3 protein-coding genes are annotated in these 2779 nt (G+C 38.1%); 1 reads left to right on the plus strand and 2 read right to left on the minus strand.

Annotation, left to right across the window (positions count from 1 at the left end; all coding sequences use genetic code 11):
* Positions 1 to 405: 405 nt before the first annotated feature.
* Together Q1K78_RS17260 and Q1K78_RS17265 are read right to left on the minus strand one after the other, a co-directional pair.
* A complete protein-coding gene (locus tag Q1K78_RS17260) occupies positions 406 to 966 on the minus strand; it encodes a hypothetical protein (protein WP_300181679.1) in 561 nt (186 codons plus the stop codon).
* 678 nt (positions 967 to 1644) lie between these two features.
* Positions 1645 to 1836, minus strand: a complete 192-nt coding sequence (locus Q1K78_RS17265; protein ID WP_130087793.1) for an AlpA family phage regulatory protein — start codon at positions 1834 to 1836, stop codon at positions 1645 to 1647.
* Positions 1837 to 1917: 81 nt separating this feature from the next.
* Between Q1K78_RS17265 and Q1K78_RS17270 the strand changes: the two genes are divergently transcribed.
* Positions 1918 to 2757 (plus strand): hypothetical protein, encoded by an 840-nt coding sequence (locus Q1K78_RS17270; RefSeq protein ID WP_300181683.1) that lies wholly within the window; start codon positions 1918 to 1920, stop codon positions 2755 to 2757.
* Positions 2758 to 2779 lie beyond the last annotated feature (22 nt).

Below are 2779 nucleotides of genomic sequence, written 5' to 3' on the forward strand. Positions count from 1 at the left end.
TGCAAGATTAGTGCACCAACAATTGTCTCTTGATGAGATGTGATCAAGAGACAGCTCAACAATGGAGCCAGAGTCTCAAGTCAAAGTACAATAAATACTATGAAGGCATTGCTAAAGGAAACAGCAGTGAATGGGACTGCTGGATACCTGCTAAATAAGGACCCTTTATCTCTAGGAGGAAAGACTGGAACGAGTGAAAAGAACCGAGACCTTTGGTTTGTCGGCGCAATTGACGAGGATATTTATGGTGCTGTTTGGATTGGAAGACACGATGGGCAACCCCTAGTGGCAATCGATCATATCCCTATCTCTGCTTCGCGGTTTGCTGTGCCTATGTGGTCAGATGTGGTTAACACATACAAAGAATGCACTAAGTAGTTTCCGTTGAGTTTGGCCTAGGGCTTGCTATTCTTCCTTTCTAAAAGACGCGACAAGCCTTTTGAGGGCAAAAATAAGAACTGAAAAAATAATTGCGGCCACTACGCTATTAATGATTGACTTAAAGTCAAAAATGTTAGTTGCAGCTGAAGTGTCGATTTCCATCAAAAGGGGGGCAAGAAAAGCGCCAAAAAAACCACCAACCGTAAAAATAACAGCTACCATGATGTATAACGTGTATAGCTTTGCTTTTTGCTTAGCGTAGTTTGGACTTATCAACTCTGGGTTATAGTAATCAGGCCAAACAAGGCAAAAAGCAGAAAAGAATCCTACCGATGCACCGATAAGATTAATGTTCTCGGTATACCCAAAATAGAGAGCAGTTAATCCAGCCAAAAGACCTGTAATAACTGGAATTGAGCTCCTGAATAAGGCTCCTAAAAATGATACGTCCTCATCTAACCCATCTATAAGACGCTCGTAATGAAAATACCTTTTGGGCATAATTTTTTTCTGAGCTTTTAAGAGACCCATAGTGACAAGTGAAAACAAAAAAATAAGTAGTAAGCTAAAACTTAGATTATCCATAGTGATTTAATTCTCCTTATGTATTTAAAATATTTGCTCCCTATTGGGAACTCTGGCATGGCTTGAACTCTACACTTCTCCTGATGTTTCGCAACTTGTCACTATTCTGATGAATAAGCGGGACAAATAAACATTAAGACGTCAAACCTGCGATTTTCGACCATACGACATAGCGTTGTTCATAAATTGCTTCATCAATCCCACAAGTCTAGAACTTTAAAGCTTGCAAACTTCTGTCTATAAGTGCTTCAGATAGGAAAAAGTACATTAGGCTGATGGCATTACTAGCTCAAAAGGGGCAAGGGCTTCTTGCGTTACCTCCCTTTGCTTATCGGTTGGCAATACACCTTCATTGGCTAAGTTATCTTGCGGGAATATACCATAAAATGCATAAAGCGGAGCTTGATTTCGATCTCATGGAGAACTGATGGCTCACTCAGTCAGCAAATAATTTTATTTACTCGATGAATAGATGAAAGTACAAAAGATTAGTTTTAGTAAGGTAAAACTCATATTCTGGGAACCCATTAAAGATCGCTCTTAAATAGAAAATGGGCCATAACTTCTTCGTTAACAAGATCAGAACAATACCCTGTAAACGCTAGTGCATAAATCAAACCTGATATTTTTAAGCCTTGTAGCGGAACACTATTCTCACTACAAAGCTTATATATTCCTTCACATCAAATCATTCGGCATTTGAGATTCTAACCAAGCATCAATATCCACAGAGCGCCAACCTATAACCCTATTACTCAATGCTATAGGTTTTGGCAGGTGATTCGATTTTCTCCATCGCCAGATGGTTGTATTGCTCACCCCTAGTAATCTTGCTAACTCATCCTGTCTGATAAATAATTTATTACTCATTGTTTTATTCTCTATTGTTATTCTTTGAAAACACTATAATGACAATACAGAACAAGCATAATACGAAACATACGACAAACCATGTTGACATATTCATTTATCGATCTACACGCATCGCGTATAGCTCTAAGAAAACAGATAGAAAAACAAGCTAATGCGCTACAGGAACAAGCTCGTCTTGAAAATATAAAAATTACTCAACGCAAACGTGCTGGATATCTTCACGCAATTACTGCCTTAAAAAACATTGTTCTTGAGCCATTTTTCATTAAGGCATTTAAAGCAGAGTTCAAGTCTTTAAAAACGTATGAATCACAAACAATCAATGAGTTAGATTCCTTAGTTATTGCTCACGGTGGGTTGAATCGCACAATTCAACAAGTCGAAGAATTTCTCGCAATTCGAGGGCTATGGACAAGCAACTATGATGAAATTGACTATGCAGATGAGGTATTGCAAAGTCTTTGGAAAGTAAGAGCATTAACACCGCAGTATAAAGAGAAAACCTACTGGAACACGGTTCTTCCAACATGTGCTTTATGCTGGCGATTACCTCAAAGTTCTCATTATTATTGCTCTGAACATCACCCAAATAGTGCTCAGAAGTCTTATAAAGCAGCAAAACATAAAGTTTTTCGTGCTTTAACACAGCTTGATAATATTTATATTGAATCTAAATCCGAAAAACATAAAGAAGCGGGATCAAATAACCAAAAAGCGTCGAATTTGTACCGTTTACTTGGTGGTTTTGCTCCCCATCCTCGCTATTTCATAAAGTTTTGTAAGAACTATGTTCTACAAACTACTTGGATCGAACTTGCAAAAAGCATTACAACCACCACTAAAGAGTTTTACCCTGCTACCTTTAATTGTATAAGACGTATAAAACCCCCCTGTGTCAGAATAGTTGTCACCCCTTAAAATCATTCATTCAATGCAGGGG

The organism is uncultured Aliivibrio sp. (assembly GCF_946479765.1).
GTDB lineage: Bacteria > Pseudomonadota > Gammaproteobacteria > Enterobacterales > Vibrionaceae > Aliivibrio.

Bases quoted from the DNA above. Each gene is read 5' to 3' on its own strand.
- Q1K78_RS17260 (WP_300181679.1), bottom strand. From the start codon at position 966: ATGGATAATCTAAGTTTTAGCTTACTACTTATTTTTTTGTTTTCACTT.
- Q1K78_RS17265 (WP_130087793.1), bottom strand. From the start codon at position 1,836: ATGAGTAATAAATTATTTATCAGACAGGATGAGTTAGCAAGATTACTA.
- Q1K78_RS17270 (WP_300181683.1), top strand. From the start codon at position 1,918: ATGTTGACATATTCATTTATCGATCTACACGCATCGCGTATAGCTCTA.